The sequence below is a fragment of the Sinobaca sp. TMA16-18 genome (assembly GCF_059510535.1).
Genome location: NZ_JCAKFM010000011.1, coordinates 18530 through 37877, shown reverse-complemented (window position 1 = coordinate 37877; position 19348 = coordinate 18530). Strand labels below are relative to the sequence as shown.

Annotated in this window: 15 protein-coding genes; 9 read left to right on the top strand and 6 right to left on the bottom strand. The window is 44.9% G+C overall.

Annotated elements, in window-relative coordinates; genetic code table 11:
* Positions 1–129: 129 nt before the first annotated feature.
* The 3 genes from cysI to AC5W14_RS15575 form a co-directional block, all read right to left on the bottom strand.
* On the bottom strand, positions 130–1848 hold the full coding sequence (gene cysI, locus AC5W14_RS15585) for an assimilatory sulfite reductase (NADPH) hemoprotein subunit (protein WP_496194954.1): 1719 nt from the start codon (positions 1846–1848) through the stop codon (positions 130–132).
* Positions 1849–1873: 25 nt separating this feature from the next.
* Entirely contained in the window at positions 1874–3709 is a 1836-nt protein-coding gene (locus AC5W14_RS15580; RefSeq protein ID WP_496058897.1) for an assimilatory sulfite reductase (NADPH) flavoprotein subunit, read from the bottom strand.
* Positions 3710–4100: 391 nt separating this feature from the next.
* Positions 4101–6044, bottom strand: a complete 1944-nt coding sequence (locus AC5W14_RS15575; protein WP_496194953.1) for an AMP-binding protein — start codon at positions 6042–6044, stop codon at positions 4101–4103.
* Positions 6045–6258: 214 nt separating this feature from the next.
* Here AC5W14_RS15575 and AC5W14_RS15570 point away from each other — a divergent pair, with 214 nt between their 5' ends.
* The 6 genes from AC5W14_RS15570 to AC5W14_RS15545 all read left to right on the top strand — a co-directional run bounded on the left by AC5W14_RS15570 (position 6259) and on the right by AC5W14_RS15545 (position 10611).
* A complete protein-coding gene (locus tag AC5W14_RS15570; protein ID WP_496058899.1) occupies positions 6259–6879 on the top strand; it encodes an NAD(P)-dependent oxidoreductase in 621 nt (206 codons plus the stop codon).
* A 120-nt stretch (positions 6880–6999) separates the two neighbouring features.
* Complete coding sequence (locus tag AC5W14_RS15565; RefSeq protein ID WP_496058900.1) at positions 7000–7524, top strand: LemA family protein; 525 nt, start codon at positions 7000–7002, stop codon at positions 7522–7524.
* A gap of 348 nt (positions 7525–7872) precedes the next feature.
* Entirely contained in the window at positions 7873–9105 is a 1233-nt protein-coding gene (locus AC5W14_RS15560; RefSeq protein ID WP_496058901.1) for an aminopeptidase, read from the top strand.
* 15 nt (positions 9106–9120) lie between these two features.
* Positions 9121–9939: a pyridoxine/pyridoxal/pyridoxamine kinase gene (gene pdxK / locus AC5W14_RS15555; RefSeq protein WP_496058902.1), complete on the top strand. Its 819-nt coding sequence runs from the start codon at positions 9121–9123 to the stop codon at positions 9937–9939.
* 149 nt (positions 9940–10088) lie between these two features.
* Positions 10089–10319, top strand: coding sequence for a hypothetical protein (locus AC5W14_RS15550; protein WP_496058903.1), 231 nt, complete (start codon positions 10089–10091; stop codon positions 10317–10319).
* Positions 10320–10344: 25 nt separating this feature from the next.
* Positions 10345–10611: an acylphosphatase gene (locus AC5W14_RS15545; protein ID WP_496058904.1), complete on the top strand. Its 267-nt coding sequence runs from the start codon at positions 10345–10347 to the stop codon at positions 10609–10611.
* Between the two features lie 41 nt (positions 10612–10652).
* On the opposite strand, the gene AC5W14_RS15540 is transcribed toward AC5W14_RS15545, so the two are convergent.
* The 3 genes from AC5W14_RS15540 to AC5W14_RS15530 form a co-directional block, all read right to left on the bottom strand.
* Complete coding sequence (locus AC5W14_RS15540; RefSeq protein ID WP_496058905.1) at positions 10653–12392, bottom strand: phospho-sugar mutase; 1740 nt, start codon at positions 12390–12392, stop codon at positions 10653–10655.
* 180 nt (positions 12393–12572) lie between these two features.
* A complete protein-coding gene (locus AC5W14_RS15535; protein ID WP_496194961.1) occupies positions 12573–14201 on the bottom strand; it encodes a glycerol-3-phosphate dehydrogenase/oxidase in 1629 nt (542 codons plus the stop codon).
* 229 nt (positions 14202–14430) lie between these two features.
* Positions 14431–14985 (bottom strand): glycerol-3-phosphate responsive antiterminator, encoded by a 555-nt coding sequence (locus AC5W14_RS15530; protein WP_496058906.1) that lies wholly within the window; start codon positions 14983–14985, stop codon positions 14431–14433.
* A gap of 172 nt (positions 14986–15157) precedes the next feature.
* Here AC5W14_RS15530 and glgB point away from each other — a divergent pair, with 172 nt between their 5' ends.
* Genes glgB through glgD form a run of 3 tightly spaced genes read left to right on the top strand, consistent with a single transcriptional unit; the run spans position 15158 to position 19345 of the window.
* Positions 15158–17074 carry a 1,4-alpha-glucan branching protein GlgB gene (gene glgB, locus AC5W14_RS15525; protein WP_496194952.1) on the top strand — a complete coding sequence of 639 codons (1917 nt, stop codon included), beginning with the start codon at positions 15158–15160 and terminating at the stop codon, positions 17072–17074.
* Complete coding sequence (locus AC5W14_RS15520) at positions 17067–18221, top strand: glucose-1-phosphate adenylyltransferase (RefSeq protein WP_496058908.1); 1155 nt, start codon at positions 17067–17069, stop codon at positions 18219–18221. The genes glgB and AC5W14_RS15520 overlap by 8 nt, the downstream gene beginning before the upstream one ends.
* A 17-nt stretch (positions 18222–18238) precedes the next feature.
* On the top strand, positions 18239–19345 hold the full coding sequence (gene glgD / locus AC5W14_RS15515) for a glucose-1-phosphate adenylyltransferase subunit GlgD (protein WP_496058909.1): 1107 nt from the start codon (positions 18239–18241) through the stop codon (positions 19343–19345).
* The last annotated feature ends 3 nt before the right edge of the window (positions 19346–19348 follow it).

Sequence of the window (19348 nt, the reverse complement as noted above, 5' to 3'; positions counted from 1 at the left end):
CTGCCGTTTGTCTTATTCCCTTTAACCGAAAAATCAACCCTCTCTTAAAAAGGGCTGCCGTTATGCAGAACGCCCTCACCAGTTAGCGGTAAGGGCGTTCCTGTTTAATAAATATTCCGCTGTTGCATGTTACCGGTGAAAATTCGTACCGGAAGTTACTTCTTCCACATATCCGGCGCGAATAACAAAATCGCCGAAATGTTCGTTGTCTTCACGCTCTTTGGCATACTGTTCAAACAGTGGACGAAGACTATCCAGAATTTCTTCTTCGCCGATATTTTCTTTATACATTTTGCTCAGACGTTCTCCGGAAAAGCCCGCGCCGAGATACATATTATATTTTCCCGGTGCTTTTCCGATAAAGCCGATTTCTCCAAGGGCTGCGCGTGAACAGCCGTTAGGACAGCCGGCCATACGGATAATGATTTCTTTTTCACTGAGGCCGGACTGATCAAGCAGTTCTTCGAGCTTATCCACCAATGAAGGCAGGTAGCGCTCTGATTCAGCCATTGCCAGTCCACACGTAGGAAACGCTACACACGCCATCGAGTTTCTGCGCAGGGCGGACTGATTCTCCCCGTCTGTCAAACCGTATTTTTCTACGATTTCCAGCACTTTCTTTTTCTTTTGGGTGGTAATGTTGCTGATAATTAAATTTTGGTTGGCACTCAGCCTGAATTCTCCTGCCCGAAGCTCGGCAATTTCCCGGAGTCCTGTCATTAACTTATAGTCTTCGGTATCTTTAATACGGCCATTTTGAATAAATAAATTCAAATGCCATCTGCCATTATGGCCTTTGCTCCAGCCATAACGATCTCCGCTGCTTTCAAATTCGTAAGAACGGGCTTCTTCGAGTTCCCAGCCGAGACGGTTGTGAAGCTCTTCTACGATGTTTTCCAGCCCGAGGCGGTCAATTGTATATTTAAACCGTGCATATTTTCTTACGCTTCGGTCGCCGTAATCCCTTTGAATCGTGATTACTTTCTCGGCGAGATCAACAACCTTTTCCGGCGTACAGAAACCAACGACTCTTCCAAGCTGCGGATACGTTGCTGTATCGCCGTGTGTCATTCCCATGCCGCCGCCTAAAGCAACATTAAAGCCGGCAAGCGCGCCGTTTTCAATGACGGCAATCAGGCCGATATCCTGCGAAAAGACGTCTACATCGTTTGATGGTGGAACTGCAATTCCGATTTTAAACTTACGGGGAAGATATGTTTCGCCATACATAGGCTCTGCATTTTCTTCTGAATCACTGTCCATAATTTTTTCTTCATCCAGCCACATTTCATAATACGCCCTGGTTTTTGGAAGCAGATCATCACTCAGGCGTTTGGACCATTCATACACTTCCTCGTGAACCTGGGACTGAAATGGATTCGGGGTGCACATTACATTTCTGTTCACGTCTCCACAGGCTGCCACCGTATCCATTAATGATTCATTAATCGACTGGATCGTTTTTTTCATGTTCCACTTTAAAATGCCATGAATCTGAAACGTCTGACGTGTTGTCAGCTTAAGAGTCTCATTTCCATATTGATAGGCAAGCTTATCCATCATCAGCCACTGCTCAGGTGTCGCTACTCCACCAGGCAGGCGGACCCGGAGCATAAATTGATATGCCGCTTCCAGTTTTGAACGCTGGCGCTCTTTTCGAAGATCACGGTCATCCTGAAGATAACTGCCGTGAAATTTCATCAGGCGGTTGTCATCGTCTGGAATCCCTGCACTGATTCTGTCCTCCAGCGTTTCTACGAGCGTTCCGCGCAGGTAATTACTTTCGGTCTTTATTCGTTCTACATCACTCGGCGGACCATCAACCGGAGCTAATTTATTGTTAGCCATGAATTATAACTCTCCTTTATATGCCTTAATACACGTCACGCTGGTATCTTTTTTGCTGCTGCATTTCTGCAACATATTCATCGGCCTGCATTTCACTCATGCCGCCTTCCTGCTTAAGAATCTGCAGAAGGGTCTGATGAACGTCGTGAGCCATGTTTTTTTCGTCTCCACAAATATATAACACTGCACCCTGGTCTATCCACTCATAGAACTCTTTACTTTTTTCAAGCATACGGTGCTGCACATAGATTTTCTCCTCTGTATCGCGGGAAAAAGCTACATCCATTTTGGCAAGCGTGCCGTTTTTCAGCCATTTCTGCCAGTCGGTCTGGTAGAGGAAATCACTGACAAAATACTGTTCGCCAAAAAACATCCAGCTGTTTCCTTCGATGCCCAGCTCTTCCCGCTCTTCCATAAAGGAACGAAACGGAGCAGCTCCTGTACCGGGTCCTACCATTATGATAGGTGTATCGGTGCTTTCCGGAAGCTTGAAATTCGGATTGCGCTGAACATACACAGAGAATTCATCGCCCAGATCGGAGCGCTCGGCCGTCTGGCCGGAGCAGACCCCGGTGCGGTCTCTGCCGTGAGAATCGTAGCAGACTTTACCAATCGTTAAATGCACTTCCTCCGGATTTGCAGAAGGACCGCTTGCGATCGAATACAGACGCGGCGGAATTTTACGCAGAATAGCTGCAAATTCCGAAGCTGACGCCTCCCATGGTGCAAAATCACGAAGCAGGTCAAGAAGATCCCTGCCGTAAATATACTCTTTCAGCTTGCTTTCGTTCCCTTCCTGCGTAAGTTTCTGCAGTTCAGGATTGCTGGAAAGGCCGGCAATTTTTTCTACCATCGGCTTTGTAAGCACTGTAATTTCGTAATAAGTAATAAGCGCATCCCGGAGCGAACTGACTTTTCCCTGCTTGTTCAGCTGAATGGTTTCATCCGGATTCCATCCCATTTCCTGTATAACCTGATCGGCAAGCACCGGATCATTTTCAGGGAAAATACCGAGGCTGTCGCCGGGTTCATATTCAAGATTGGACCCCTCAAGCGACAGCTCAAGATGGCGGGTTTCCTTATTGGACCCGCGGCCGTTTAAATTCAGGCTTTCAAGAAGCTCTGCTTTAAATGGATTTGTGCGGGAATAGGCTGTCTGCTCCGTTCCAGCAGGACTTTCCTGAGTTTGTACAGCTGTCGGCTCAGATGCTGCCGCCTGGTTTTCATTCAAAGCGGTGATGACACCTTCCATCCACTCGGCGGCCTGTTCATCAAAATCAACATCACAGTCTACACGCTCAATAAGCTGCTTGCCCCCAAGCTCGGCCAGTTTCGTATCAAACTCTTTTCCAGTCTGGCAGAAAAATTCATATGAGCTGTCTCCAAGAGACAGGACTGAATACTGCAGATCCTGAAGCTGAGGCGCCTTCCGTCCATTTAGAAATTCATAGAAGGAAACGGCGTTATCAGGCGGATCGCCTTCTCCATGCGTACTTACAATCACAAGAAGATTTTTCACTTTTTTCAACGTGTTGGCTTTAAAGTCATTCATTGAAGAAAGTGTAACTTCATATTGCTGGTTTTCTAATTTTTTAGACATTTCTTCTGCTAAAGATTGTCCATTTCCTGTCTGGGAACCAAATAAGATGGTTACTTCTTTGGAGACCGGCTCTGCTGCAGGCGCAGGGGCCTGGGATGTCTGCGGCGCTTCCGCTGCTGCCGTTCCCGCTGATGCTGATTGGGAAGCGGCCAGATATCCGCTCAGCCACGTTTTCTGTTCTTCCGTAAGTGATGGAAGAACTTTGTTTAAAAGCTCTGTTTGTTCTTGGTTAAAAGGACTATTTATTACCTGAAGCTGCAAAGAGATCCACCTCACAAAGATATTTTTATATGTTAACTGCTTTTCTATAATAAACAGCAGCGACACTCATTATAACAATTTTCAATAAACAACGGAGAAAGTATCTGATTTTTCTGCAGGATGTTTTCCTTTTGACAAACGGCTTCCAGAAAAAATAAAGACTCTTTACATAGAAAGAGCCTTCTTGCACAGGCATCTATTCTCTTTATTTATCAGCAAACTGTTTTTCTAATAAAACACATTGGTTATATCGGAATTAAGATAATTATACTAAATAGTACGGAAAATTCAAGGTCTAGGAAGAAAGTTTATCGGAGGGAAATACGAAATCATCATAATTGTCACGAGAAAACCGGCAGCTTCTAAAAAAGAAACTGCCGGCCCCCAATGTTTACATTTCTGCTGCTTTTTCTTTAATGTCTTCAAGGGACTGCGGATTTTCAAGAGCGGATAAATCACCTGTTTCTTCATTTAAGAAGGCGGACCGAACCGCTCTTCTCATTATTTTGCCGTTTCTCGTTTTCGGAAGGTCCTCCACGATGAAAATGGCTGAAGGCACAAGTGACCTTCCCATGCTGCTCTCGCAGCGCTTTCCTGCCTCTTCAGTAATTCTTTTATCCGGGAGGTTGCCTTTATTTAATACGATAAAACAAACGAGCGCTTCGCCTTTCTGCTCATCAGGGACACCGATAGCAGCTGCTTCTTTGACCGCATAATGTTCCACGAGAATAGATTCTACTTCACCCGGCCCTACTCTTTTACCGGCAATTGTCATCACATCGTCCGATCTTCCTGTGATAGTCCAGTAGCCCTCTTCCGTTTTCACAGCCCAATCTCCATGTACCCAAATATCTTTCCACCTTTTCCAGTAAGCTTCTTCATATCTTTTTGGTTCTTTCCAAAATCCGGCGGTCATGCCAACCCATGGCTTTTTGACGACAAGCTCTCCTACCTCATCTACCACAGATTGTCCATCGTCATTGAATACATCCGCTGCCATCCCGGGAATGGCACTGTTAAATGTGGCCGGACCAATCGGCTTTACTAACAAATTACCTAATATACCGCCTGATGTCTCTGTGCCCCCGGAGTAATTAATAATAGGAATTCTGCTTCTGCCGGCAGTCCGGAACAGCCATTTCCATGGTTCCGGGTTCCATGGCTCTCCGGTGGATCCTATCACTCTAAGAGAGGACAGGTCTTTTCTTTCTGTCCATTCTTTTCCATGCTGCATTAAAGAACGAATGAGCGTCGGTGAGACTCCTAAATGGCTAATACCCGCTGACTCTGTCAATTTCCACAATCGATCCGGTTCCGGATAATCAGGAGCTCCTTCATACATCATTACACAGGCGCCATTTAGTAAAGCACCGTACACAAGAAACGGCCCCATCATCCACCCCATATCTGTGTACCAGCAGAAGGTATCTCCTTTTTTCACATCCATGCAGATTCCTGCATCAAAAGCCGCTTTTATAGGAAAACCTCCATGGGTGTGCACGGTACCTTTAGGCTTTCCGGTAGTGCCCGACGTATACAGGAGCATAAATGGCTCGTCGCTTTTCGCTTTGTGAACTTTCTCAAGCGGGGGATGATTCATTATTTCTTTCCAGGTTATATCTATCGTATCCCTGGTTTCTATTTCGCCTTCCCGTTCTACGATGATCAATGTTTTCCCGAACTCGGATAAATCAATGGCCCGGTCCGCCTCTTTTTTCATCAAAACCGGACGGCCTTTTCTCGTATAGCCGGAGGCGGCGATCAATACCGTGGAACCGGCAGCATCCATTCTTGCCGCTACAGCGTCCGCCCCGTATCCGGAAAAAACAGGGGAAAAAACAGCACCTATCTGCGACAGTGCCATCATGGAAATGACGGTTTCGGGAATCATCGGCATATACAGAGTAACGACATCGCCTTTGTTTATTCCCGATTGTTTAAATCCATTTGCTGCGCGCTTAATATCGGTCGTCAGCTCCTCAAATGTATACTGTTCCTGTTCTCCGCCTTCCCCTTCCCATTTCAGGGCCGTTTCTTGTTTTACATCTTCCTTTTCAGCCCATTTGAACACAGCATTGTGGGAAGCGTTCAGCTTTCCTTTTACGTACCAGTGCGGCCATTTCCATCCGTCAGAAAGGTCCAGTGCATACCTGTAATGCTGGAACCATTCAATATCCAGCTCCTTTTCAGCCTGGCTCCAAAACCAGCTTATATCCAGAATAGACGCTTTATAAAAAGCATCGTAGTCTGTATAACCGAGTTTTCTCATCCATTTGTGCAGCCTTGTCGCTTTTATTTGAATATCTGTCGGAAACCACCAGTCTTGATTATTCACACTGCATCACCCTTTTGATAGATTGGAATAGAAAAAGACTTCATTGTATAATTTTAGTTTACCATTGTTTCCTTTCTGATTTGGTACCGTTCTCATTTATAAAAGAAGAAATATAGAATGCATATGCCTCCTATATTTTCGAGGCTTTTATGTTTCTTCTGCTCTCATCAAGGGAAAATAGAATAGTACTAAGCTGTTAGAAAGTAGGTATAGTATGAAAATCGCACTTCTTGGAGGAACCGGCAGAGTCGGCCGTTATATTCTGGATATGCTGCTAAAGGAAAATATTGAGGTCGTTATGCTCGCACGTTCACCGGAAAAAATAACCTTATCTTCTCCACTTTTAAAGATAATCAAAGGAGATGTGCTTCATAAAGAAGATGTCGAACAAACGATTCAAGGCACCGAGGCTGTCATCAGCGCTCTTGGAACAGACAAGCAGGACACGCTGCAGCGGAGCATGCCTCATATTATTCAGGCTATGGAAAAAAATAATATAAACAGGCTTCTTACGATAGGCACAGCAGGTATTCTCGATGCACGTTCAGAGCCGGGCACTTACCGCTTCGCTTCCTCTGAATCCAAACGACGGAGTACAACGGCCGCGGAGGATCATGCCAAAGTTTATGAGATGCTTGAAGCCTCAGGCCTCAATTGGACTATTATCTGCCCCACTTACCTGCCGGACGGAGAGGAACATGGCAAAATCCGTGCAGAAGAAGACTTTCTTCCCAAAGATGGCTATAAGATCACAACAGCTGATACAGCAGCTTTTACCGTTCATCTTCTTCTCCACCCTTCTTATGAGAGAAAACGGGTGGGTATTACGTATTAACGGGGAAACCACCTCCTAATATATGGCAAGTGTGTTTTTTCCCCCTTTATTCATGGTATAATAGATTAGTGCTTTTGCAGGCAGAATACTGCCGCAGGCTATAAAGGAGGTTGATGGAATGTGACCTTTTTTGGGACCGTTCTCGGAATATTTATCGTTATCGCTTTAGCAAGCTGGATAATCGGATATAATGCATTAATCAAATACTTAAACTGGGTGGAAGAATCCTGGGAGCAGGTGGAAGTGCAGATTAAACGTCAGTTCGACCTTATTCCTGAACTGGTGGATACCGCCCAGCCCTATATGCGCAATGAGCAGGCTCTTCTGGAAAAGCTGTTGGAACTTCGCAGCGGGCTTGACTCCAGGAAACAGTCCAGAACAGAGATTGTCGATGCTGACGAAGCATTATCTGCCTCCCTGCGCAGTGTATTTGATAAAAAAAAGGATAATGAAGGATTACAGGAAAATGAAGATTTTAAAAGGCTGGAAGCTCTTTTTATGGAATCCGAAGCAAAGCTTGATAAAGCAAAGCGGGTATACAACAATACCGTTACAAAATACAATATTAAAATCCAGTCCATCCCTACCCGGTTCGTAGCGGATGCTCATAATTTCCATTCCAGAGAAACTGTTCATATCCCTTAAAAGCGCTGCCAGGCAGCGCTTTTTTATTATCAATTCTGTAAAAAGAACAACATATTCCTAGTGTTATACTATTTCATAAAAACGACTGTGAGACCCTCTATAACGATATAGATTAGTACAGACAGCCTGAGACTCTGTTTCAGCTGTGATATATTTTCTGATACGATAGGGATGGATTAAAAACGCGGCCGTTGTATTTTTACAGCAGTCCTATTTTTCTATTTTTGAATACGTACAATACCTTTTGGCGATTGGAGCTGTTCCAATCGTTCTTTTTTTTGTTCATCTTATGATACAATTTTGACAGACTTTCAATATAATAATTCCAGCCGCAAAGGAGACAGCAGCATGACTGACTTTAATACGAAACTACAGAACTATGCATCTTTATCTATCAAAAAAGGAGTAAATCTTCAAAAAGGGCAGATTCTTGTTATTGCCGCTCCTATTCATGCCTATGAGTTTGTCAGGCTTTTGGCTGAAAAAGCCTATGAAGCAGGCGCTCACAACGTTCACGTGGAGTGGTCTGATGAAGAGCTTGCCAAGCTCAAGCTCGATCACGCCCCATTGGAAGCAATCAAAGAATTTCCGTGGTGGCAGTCCAAATCACGGGAGGAGCTGGCAGAGCGCGGTGCCGCATTTATTACTGTCAAGTCTTCTGATCCAGACTTATTAAAAGACGCAGATGCAGAAAAAGTAGCCGCTGCCAATAAAGCTGCCGGCGAAGCAATGAAGCAGTTTCGTAATTACATCCAGTCTGATAAAGTAAGCTGGCTTGTAACTGCTGCTCCTTCTCCGGGATGGGCCGGAAAAGTGTTCCCTGATTCCACTAAAGCAGATGCCGTACAGCAGCTGTGGGAAGCCATTTTCAAAGCCGTCCGTGCCGATCTTGATAATCCGGTTCTTGCCTGGGAAGAACACGATAAAAAACTGCAGGCTAAATCAGCTATTCTGAACAGCAAAAAATACAAGCAGCTGCATTATACAGCTCCCGGTACAGACTTAACGATTGATCTGCCGGACCATCATATCTGGGCCGGCGGCGGCGGACCGAACACAGAAGGCGTTCATTTCATCGCCAACATGCCAACCGAAGAAGTATTTACCGTGCCGCATAAAGATGGCGTAAACGGGTATGTGAAGAATACCAAGCCTTTAAATTACAGCGGTAATGTCATTGATGACTTTACAATCCATTTCAAAGATGGAAAAGTAGTTGATTTCACCGCTGGTCAAGGGGAGGCGACGCTCCGCAACCTTATTGAAACAGATGAAGGGTCCAGCCGCTTAGGAGAAGTTGCTCTTGTGCCCCACAGCTCCCCTATTTCGCAAAGCGGTATTCTTTTTTACAATACTCTTTTTGATGAAAATGCTTCAAACCATTTAGCATTGGGCAGCGCCTACGCTTTTTGTGTAGAAGGCGGAACAGAAATGAACGAGGAAGAAAAGCAGCAGGCCGGCTTAAACAGCAGCCTGACCCACGTTGACTTCATGATAGGCAGCAACAACATGAATATCGAAGGCATTCTGCCGGACGGCACAAAAGAATCTGTATTTCAACAAGGTGAATGGGCTATTTAAGAAAGGATGATAACAATGAGTTTAAATAAAGTACTCAGCATTGCAGGCTCTGATACGAGCGGCGGCGCCGGAATCCAGGCAGACCTGAAAACATTTCAGGAACTTGAGGTATACGGAATGACCGCATTAACTACAATTGTCGCACAGGACCCTGACAGGGATTGGTTTCATGCCATTTATCCTCAGGACCTCACAGCCCTGGAGGCACAGCTGCAGACTACGCTTAAAGGAATCGGCGTGGATGCGGCGAAAACAGGTATGCTTGGTTCAAAAGAAGTCATTGAGCTGGTTGCAGAAAAAGTAGAAGAGTTTAAAGTAGAAAAGCTAGTAGTCGATCCGGTTATGGTCTGTAAAGGCTCCGACGAAGCGCTCAATCCGGAGCTGGATCAATACCTGCGCGACACGCTTGTGCCTAAAGCACTCGTCGTTACACCCAACTTGTTTGAAGCATCGTCCATTGCCGGCACAGAGCCGCTGAAAACCATTGAAGATATGAAGCAGGCGGCAGCCATTATTTACGAACAAGGACCGGCTTTTGTTATCATAAAAGGCGGCGGCGAAATCGGCGGCACCAGCTCTACAGATGTTTTTTATGATGGGAAAACATTCGAACTGCTGGAATCACCCAAAATAGATACTACGTATACCCACGGAGCCGGCTGCACTTTTTCCGCGGCCATTACAGCGGAAATTGCAAAAGGCGTTCCGGTAAGAGAAGCCATAGCGTTGGCCAAACAGTTCATTCATGCGGCTATTACAGATTCATTTCCTCTTAACAGCTATGTTGGACCCGTGAACCATACAGCATACCGACACCATTCTGCCAGAAAATAAAAAGCAGAAAAACTTTCTTTCCCCCGTCGAAACCGTCCGGTTTCAACGGGGGATTTTTCGTTAAGGCAAACAAAGCTGCCTGAATGTTTTCTTCCTGGCTGTCTCTCATGCTATAATGCTAAAGATATAAAGATACAAAGGAGAAAAAAATGGAATTAGTAAAATGCAGACGAACCGTATGGAAAGCATTACACCATGACTATATAGAACCGCAGGATGGAACCATTTTATTCCAGGAAGGATACGTGTATCCCGTGTTTCAGGACAGCTCCGGCACCTGGCTGTCTACCGATGAAGAAGGCGTACCTCACGTCATCTCAGAAACGGAAGAGGCCTTAGAGTCAGACCCGTGGTTTGAAGTTCATTTCATTAAGGTATAACAGTGGATAAAGGAGGAATGCGGCAGTGAAACAGCATGTTATCGTACACGGTCTTGTACAAGGCGTCGGTTTCCGCCAGCACACAAAAATGGAAGCAGATAAACTTTCTATTTATGGGTGGGTTCGCAACAAAACTGATAATACCGTTGAAATTGCGGCGGAAGGCGACGAAAAAGCGATGAGGTCTTTTTTGACTTCCGTTGAAAAAGGGCCGCGTTTTTCGAAAGTGGACAAAATCGAAGTTCATTCGATCGACAAAGTCGATCATAAACAAAATTTCAAAGTAAAATAAAAAGACTGTCCCAAACGCTTTTGGGACAGTCTTTTTTGCTATTATTGAATCATCTGGTGAACGATGGACATAACATCCATTTTACGCTGAAGCAGTGACTCCTCTGCTTCCTTTACATCTTCTTTTACAACGCCGAAATAAAATTTAACTTTTGGCTCGGTGCCTGACGGTCTTGCACAAAACCAGGAATCATCTTCAAATTTAAATTTAAGCACATTGGAGACCGGCAGTTCAATTTTTTCTTTTCTGCCGTCCGTTAGAAATGTTCTCTCCCCCGTATGGTAGTCTTCCATGGAAGTGACTTTCTGTCCGCTGATGGTTTCCGGAGGATTGGAGCGGAAATGATGCATAATTTCCTCGATTTTTTCTACTCCCGCTTTTCCCTTCAGCGTCAAAGAATCCAGATCTTCCAAATAACAGCCGTATTTCTGATACAGCTCCTGAAGGGCCTGGTAAATCGTTCTGCCATTCTTTTTATGCCAGAGCGCCATTTCCGCAATGATTAAAGCGGATTGTACCGCGTCTTTATCCCTGACAAAGTCAGCAATTAAATAGCCGAAAGATTCTTCATAGCCAAACTGGAAAACATACTCGCCGCTTTCTTCAAACTGTTTGATTTTTTCTCCGATGAATTTAAACCCGGTGAGCGTATCCATTGTCTCCACACCGTAATGAGAAGCGATAACACGCCCGAGCTCTGAAGTCACGATCGTTTTCATGACGATTCCATTTTCAGGAAGAATCCCTTTTTCTTTCCGCTGGGAAAGCAGGAAATCCAAAATAAGCGCTCCTGTCTGGTTTCCGGAAAGAACCTGATAATGATTGTCTTTCGCTTTAACAGCAATGCCAATCCGGTCGGCATCCGGGTCTGTTGCTACGAGCAGATCCGCTCCTAATTTATCTCCCTGCTCCACAGCCAGTTCAAAGGCCGCTTTTTCTTCCGGGTTGGGGCTTTTCACTGTAGAAAATTCAGGATCCGGCTCTGCCTGTTCAGCCACGACATGAACATTGGAGAAGCCGCTGGATTTAAAGATACGCGTTACAGGTATATGTGCGGTGCCATGAAGAGGAGAGAAAACGATGGACAGCTCTCCCCCGTCTTTTTTTACGGTTTCGGGATCCAGCAGGATCGTCTCCAAATGCTGATTGTAAGGAAGATCTATTTCTTCGCCAATCACTTTCAGCAGGCCGTTTTGTTCGAGTGTGCTCTGTTCTGCTGTTGCAATTTCCAGTTCATTTTCAACACTGTTCACAAAATCCACCAGCTCTTCTGCCGGCTCCGGTGGAAACTGGCCGCCGTCTTTTCCATAAACTTTAAACCCGTTATATATAGGAGGGTTGTGACTTGCCGTAACGACGACTCCTGCGAAAGCATGCAGGTACCTTACCGCAAAGGAAAGTTCCGGGGTCGGCCTCAGGTCTTCAAATATGTATGCCTGAATGCCATGTGCACCAAGCGTGCGCGCCGTTTCCATTGCGAATAAACCGGACCGGTGCCTGGAATCATACGCTATCGCGACTCCTCTTGCTTTGGCTTCTTCTCCCCGGCTTTCAATAAAACGGGCCAGGCCTTCCGCGGCGCGGCGGATCGTATATACATTCATTCTATTTGTGCCCGGACCCATTTCTCCGCGCATGCCGCCTGTACCAAATTCAAGGTATTTGTAAAAACTGTCTTCCAGCTGCGTTTCTTCTCCGGAAAGCTCTTTCAACTCATCATCCAGTTCTTTTTCCAATGATGGAAAAGACGACCATCTATCCCAATTCTTTTTCCAGTCCATTACGCATGACCTCTTTTCTGTTTGTATGTTCTTATTATAGTAAATATAGGCACGTTCTACCATGATTATTAAAAAATGACTGTTCTGACAAAGGGTTTGTTACCTGTATACCCTTATTTCCCTTCCTTTATCCTATAAAAAAACAGCAGAAGCCTGATTGCTTCTGCTGTTCGTAAACGATTAAGAAAGAACGGCGCTTTCTGTTTCTACTTCTTCTTCTGTATGCTTGGCATAACGGATTTCCCTTTCCAATTCTTCCACAAATGAGGATGCCTGAGACTCGCTCCAGCCTGCTTTTTTCTTCATAAAAGCAAGAACCGGCTCTTTCCATTTGTCTACTTCATTCATTCCGAAGAACAATAAAGCTGCTCGTCTGTTAAAGAAGTCAAGCGGAGTTACCGCCATCTCTTCTTCAAGAGCGTAAAGAACCTGGCCGCCTAGTTTTAATGGAAGGCCTGCCTGTTCAATTTCCTTTTTATGCTTTTGAATATAGGAAAATACGTTAGCCGCATTAGATCCGTAAAATTCAATAACCTGTTCTGCTTCTTCTTTGGATAAACCAACTTTTTCGCCAAGGTACGCCTGCGTTTTTACATACGTGCCAAAACCGGATGATCCATCTACTGCACCGCCGGACAAATGAATATGCTCTGTCGGGCATGGCGCATGGATATTCATTCGTTCAGCCACAATATTCACGGCTTTTTCCGCCATTTTCCGGTACCCTGTCAGCTTGCCTCCAGCAATTGAGATAAGACCGGTTTCGGAAAGAAACACTTCATCTTTTCTCGAAATTTCAGAAGCTGATTTTCCTTCTTCGTAGATAAGCGGGCGCAGTCCGGCCCAGCTGGACTCTACGTCCTCTTTCGTAAGCTTTAACTCTGGAAACATGTAGTTGGAGATATCCAGCACATAGCTCCTGTCTTCTTCCGTCATGCGCGGAGAAGCGATGTCTGCTTCATAGACGGTGTCTGTCGTTCCCACATATGTTTTGTTATCCCTTGGGATAGCAAATGCCATGCGTCCGTCCGGCGTATCGAAATAAGTTGCCTGACGGAGTGGAAAACGGGTTCTGTCGAACACAAGATGAATACCCTTTGTCAGGCGGAGATGCTTGCCAAAATTGGAACCGTCTTTTTTACGAAGCGTATCGACCCACGGTCCTGCTGCATTAATAATATGTTTCGCATAAATAGTGTATTCTTTATTGTTTACAGTATCTGTCACTTTTACTGCAACAGCTTTTCCATTTTCGTACACAAAGTCTTCCACCCTTGCATAGTTCACCGGATTGGCTCCGAAATCGACGGAACGTTTAATGGCTTCCAGCGTCAGCCTGGCATCGTCTGTGCGGTATTCCACGTATACGCCGCCGCCTTTTAACCCTTCTTTTCTAAGCAGCGGTTCTTTTCCCAGCGTTTTGTCCCGGTTCAGCATATAGCGCTGCTCTTCTTTTTTTACTTTAGCCAGCGTGTCATACACTTTCAGTCCAAATGCCATCGATGTTTTGCCAAAAGAACCATTTTCCACTAACGGCAGCAGCATCCACTGCGGTTCGGTTACATGCGGCGCATTCTCGTATACAATTGCCCGCTCTGTGCCAACCTCTGCGACCAGCCCTACCTCGTACTGCTTGAGGTATCTCAATCCTCCATGCACAAGCTTTGTGGAGCGGCTGGAAGTTCCTGCTGCAAAATCCTGCATTTCCACTAATCCCGTTTTCATGCCTCTTGCTGCTGCGTCCAGGGAAATCCCTGCTCCTGTAATACCTCCGCCTATCACTAAAACGTCCATCGTTTCGCGGCTCATCTGCTCTAACCTGTTCTCTCTCGATACAGTTGAAAATGCCTGGTTATTCAAGGTTATGCCCTCCTGTAGTGCCGTGCCGCGCTTTTATTGGGTATAAAAAAACCGCAATATGTCCATACAGTTGTCCTGTATAGAAATATTGCGGTCTCTCCTGCGGCTCCGACCTGATTTTAACTTAAGCCTATTGTACACCCCGACTGGAATTATTGTAAAGAGAAAAGCTTCCTTTTTATACAGAATGACCCCAAAGTTCTTTTCGGTTCGTCGTTACGGCTGTTGCCCCCGCGTCCAGAGCATTGGTTACTTCTTGTTCCGTACGGATAAGTCCGCCGGCTACTACAGGAATACCGGAACGCTCGCGTACTTCTTTAACCATGCCCGGAATGACGCCCGGCAGGACTTCTATGACATCCGGCTTGACGTCTTCTATTAAACGAAAGCTTGTATCAAGAGCCAGTGAATCCAGCAGAAACAAACGCTGCATTGCCAACACCTTATGTTTTTTTGCTGTAATAAGCATTTGTTTTCTTGTTGAAATTAAACCATAGGGCTTAATATGCTGACAGAGAAACTGTGCTGCATATTCATCATGCGCCAGCCCCTGCACCAGATCGGCGTGCAGAATCACCTTCTTATTCTCGGATTTAGCCAGCTGCACCATGCTTTTCAGCTGTGCGATATGGGTGTTGAGCAGCACAATATGGATACCTTCTTTTTTTAAAAGACCATCAAACTCTTTAGCTGTCCGTGCTGCGGGAAGAACTTTTTCTGTTCCAAAAAACATAAACACCGCTCCTTTCTCTTTTAACATTTCATTATTCTTATATAAAGTTGAAAAAAAATAAATAATTTCCTTTAATAAAGGGAATACCACTGTAACAGCGAATAAGTATTATATATGCATCTGCTGTTAAAATGAAACTTTTACGTCAAACGAATTTAGGTGAGCTATGCAAATGAATATGTACGGCATTACAGAAGAACAACTTTATCTTTTTCATGAAGGAACACTTTACCACAGCCATCATGTGTTTGGCTGCCGGCATATCACCTTTAAGGGAGAAAAAGGCTGGCGCTTCACCGTCTGGGCTCCGCATGCCAAAGAAGTGCATATAGCATGCGAAGAAAATTTCTGGACAGGAGAAGGCTTTGAACTGCATCGTATTGATAGTCTTGGAGTATGGTCCGGTTTTTTTCCGGAATGGAAAGCACAAGCTACATATAAATACTCCATTACTACAGAAGACGGCAGGATTCTTTTAAAGGCTGATCCTTATGCCGTGTTTTCCGAAATAAGGCCCAATACGGCTTCCGTTTCCATACCAGAGTCAACATACCGCTGGAATGACGAAGCTTATCTGCAAAAACGGGCAGACACGAATTTTTTTAAGTCGCAGCTATCCGTTTATGAAATGCATGCGGGTACCTGGAAACAGCATCCGGACGGAACATTTTATTCTTACCGGGAGCTTGCCAACCATATTATACCCTACCTTCTAAAAATGGAATACACTCATGTGGAGCTTCTCCCCATATCCGAGCACCCTTTTGACCAGTCCTGGGGCTATCAGGTTACGGGATATTTCTCCATTACAAGCCGTTATGGAACACCCGATGACTTTAAGTATTTCGTTGATTCCTGCCATGCTTCCGGCATTGGCGTTATCATGGACTGGGTACCGGGCCATTTTTGCAAAGATTCCCACGGCCTCCGGCAGTTCGATGGTCAACCGCTGTATGAATACAATGACCAGGCAATAGCTGAAAAAACGAACTGGGGAACACTGGTATTTGATTATACGAAGCCGGAAGTTCGTTCTTTTTTAATCTCTAATGCCATATTTTGGCTGGAAGACCTGCATCTGGATGGCATCCGGGTTGATGCTGTGGCCAGCATGATTTATTACAACCTCGAAAAAACAGAAATGGACGCAAAGGTTTATAATATATATGGAGAAGGTATAAATTTAGAAGCGGTGGATTTTTTGAAACAGCTCAATACCGCCGTTTCTGATATACTGCCGGACACATTAATGATAGCTGAAGAAAGTACGGCCTGGCAGATGATAACACATCCTGTTCAGGAAGGCGGCCTCGGTTTTGATTTCAAATGGAACATGGGATGGATGAATGATACGTTAACATATATGAAATTACACTGGACTGAAAGAAAGCATTATCATCATCTGCTGACTTTTTCGGGAGTTTATGCGTTTTCCGAACGCTTTATCCTTCCGCTCTCCCATGACGAAGTCGTCCATGAAAAGAAATCGCTCCTCGGCAAGATGCCGGGAAACCAGGAGGAACAATTTTCGCAGCTTCGCCTTCTCTATGGATACATGGCATCCCATCCTGGGAAAACGCTTCTTTTTATGGGAGGCGAGATGGGTGCTTACGATGAGTGGCGTGACAAAGAAGAGCTTGCATGGAATCTTTTAACATATCCGATGCACGACGCTCTTCGATTTTACGTCGCCTCGCTGCAGGCCTTTGTCGGCAGTCATCCGGCCCTGTATAAATGGGATCATCAACCGGAAGGGTTTACCTGGGTTGACGCCGATAACAACGATCATAGCATTCTTCTTTTTACCCGGCAGTGCGAGGAAGAGGAACTGCTGGTATTATGTAATTTCTCTGGAATAAAATTCCCTCACTTCCGGATCGGTGTTTCCGAATCCGGCCTGTATCAGGAAGTATTCAACAGCGATGAAGAGAAGTTCGGAGGAAGCGGGTATACAAACAGACTCTATCTCCCCTCTTCCCCCAAACCTCTTCACGGGAGGCCTCATTCCATTGACACAGTAGTACCACCATTTTCTACACTGTATTTTAAGAAAAGAAAGGCAATTAAAAGGAGGAAACATAATGGGTAAAGAAATTATTGGAATGCTGCTTGCGGGCGGCGAAGGAAAGCGTCTCGGCCAGTTAACAAAGGATACAGCAAAGCCCGCTGTCCCATTTGGAGGAAAATATAGAATTATTGATTTTACCTTAAGCAACTGCACACACTCCAACATAGATACGGTCGGGGTGTTGACCCAATATCAGCCGATGGACTTAAACCGCCATCTCGGCTCCGGAAGTCCGTGGGAACTTGATAGAAAGTATGGAGGCATCTCCATCCTTCCTCCCTTTACCGTGCAGGCAGGCGGCGGCTGGTATTCCGGTACTGCAGACGCTATTTACCAGAATATGCAGTTTATCGATCAGTACGATCCTGAATATATACTCGTTATCTCGGGAGACCACATTTATAAAATGAATTATGATGCTATGCTGACCGCCCATAAAAAAGAAAATGCCGATGCTACTATATCGGTTATTGAAGTTCCGTGGGATGAAGCTTCACGATTTGGAATTATGAATACAAATGAACAAATGGAAGTAATTGAATTCCAGGAAAAGCCAAGTGAACCAAAAAATAACCTGGCTTCCATGGGTATTTATATATTCACCTGGGCTTCCCTGCGTGACTACTTGATTAAAGACGCAGAAAATTCTGAATCAAGTCATGATTTCGGCAAAGATATTATTCCGAGAATGCTTGAGGATGAGCGGAAATTAAAAGCGTTCTCCTTCCATGGCTACTGGAAAGATGTTGGAACGATCAAAAGCTACTGGGAAGCGAACATGGACCTGCTTGATCAAAACTCAGGCCTCCGCCTTCATGACAGGAGCTGGAGAATCTACACCGTAAACCCTAACCAGCCTCCCCACTATATGGGAAAGGAATCGACCGTTTCCAATTCTCTTATTAATGAAGGCTGCCATGTACTTGGCCACATTCAACGCTCCGTGCTTTTCCAGGGAGTCCGTGTGGAGGCAGGCTCAACGGTAAAAGACTCAGTCATTATGCCGGAAGTGAAAATCGGCAGAAATGTCACACTAGAAAAAGTTATCGTCCGGCCCGGGACCGTTATTCCCGACAACTGTGTTATTACATTCGACAAGGCAGAAGATAGTATGGTCGTTGACAGCGATACTTCATTTAAACAATACCTGCCAAGCAATCAACGATAATAATAGGAGGCTAGACTATGGCTAAAATGATGGGTGTTATAAATTTAGATTCAGAATACAGTAACCTTAATGAGTTAACATATTTTAGAAGCGGGGCTGCTGTTCCCTTTGCCGGAAGATACCGGCTGATTGACTTTACTCTTTCCAACATGAGTAATGCAAACATTCATGATATTGCTATTTTTGCACGTGAAAAGTACAGGTCTCTTATGGATCACCTGGGCACGGGTTCTGACTGGGACCTTGACAGAAAGCGCGGCGGGCTTTTCATCCTGCCTCCGGACTGGAACGACCCATCTGATATTTCCCGCGGCGATCTACAGCATTTTCATAATAACCGTGACTTTTTTGAAAGAAGTTCAGCCGAATATGTTTTCTTAAGCGGCAGCCAATGCATTATGAACCTTCCTATTTCGGAAGCACTTGATCTGCATATTTCTTCAGGAGCAGATGTTACGTTGATTTCGGCCAGCTTGTCTGATGAAGACAGAGAAGATAACAGCTATCTTAAACTACAGACAGATGAAAATGGAGCCGTGACTGCTTTTTCGCATGATAGAAGCCTGCCTTCCATTTTTACCGGCATGTACATCATCAAGAAAAGCCTTCTTATGAAACTTGTGGATGAATGCATTAACAACGAAAAAGAAAATTTCTTCCTAAACGGCATTAAAGACAACTTAAATAAATTATCTGTTCAAACGTACCATCATGAAGGCTATACGGCGTTTATCCAGTCGCTGAAAAGCTACTATAAACAAAATATGCGCCTTTTGAATACCGACCATTACGAGACGCTGTTCTTTGAAAACCAGCGGATCTATACGAAAGTAAAAGATGAGCCGCCAACCAAATACGGCGAAGATGCTGAAGTAAATCACTCTCTCGTAGCCAATGGGTGTACAATAGAAGGAGAAGTCTCAAACAGCATTCTCTTTCGCGGAGTAACGGTAGAAAAAGGGGCCGTTGTGAAGGACTCTATTATTCTCCAACGCTGCCATATTAAAGCCGATTCCACGATAGATTATTCTATTATTGATAAAGACAGCACTATTGCCAGCGGAACGACGCTCAAAGGTATTGAAGACCGTCCGTATGTCATAGCTAAACGTTCAGTTATATAAGGA